Origin of the sequence: Acinetobacter sp. G11, from assembly GCF_049808495.1 — a bacterium.
In the GTDB taxonomy this organism is placed as follows: domain Bacteria; phylum Pseudomonadota; class Gammaproteobacteria; order Pseudomonadales; family Moraxellaceae; genus Acinetobacter; species Acinetobacter kookii.
The window spans coordinates 1-501 of sequence record NZ_JBNCAT010000091.1 but is presented as its reverse complement, the minus strand read 5'-3'; the positions used below and the strand labels follow the sequence as shown (position 1 = coordinate 501).

The 501-nt window shown below is 39.7% G+C and carries 1 protein-coding gene; it reads left to right on the top strand.

What is annotated here, in order from left to right; all coding sequences use genetic code 11:
• Nucleotides 1-501, top strand: a 501-nt coding sequence (locus ACPUEY_RS14125) for a transposase (protein ID WP_425122478.1), incomplete at both ends; no start/stop codon positions are given.

The window sequence follows — 501 nt, the reverse complement described above, 5'->3', positions numbered from 1 at the left end:
TCTTTCACTGTCATTGTGCGAATGGGCAAAAGTGCATGAATCCAAAGCCAGTATTAAACTCAGTGTTGGCTTAAATCACAGCAATACCATTCCTGAATTTGTAGCGCTTGGGGATGGTATTGAAAATGATATGGTGCAAGGCAGAGCATTTAAATTTCCTGCTGGCAGCATTATCGTCTTTGATAAAGGATATGTTGATTATCAATGGTTTGCTCAGTTGACACATCAGAAAGTCAGCTTCGTAACTCGGCTACGCCCAAAGACAGTTTATCAAGTTAAATCAAGCCGCAACGTATTAGCGACTAAAGGCATTATTGCGGATGAATGTATTGAATTGAGCAGTGCGCATGCCAAGAAAAGAGGCGCACCTAAATTATTAAGACGTATAGCGTTTTATGATACAGATAAGAAAAGAACATTCGAATTTCTGAGCAACAACTTTCATCTGGCAGCATCCACCATTGCTGCAATTTATAAAGACCGCTGGAAGATTGAGTTATT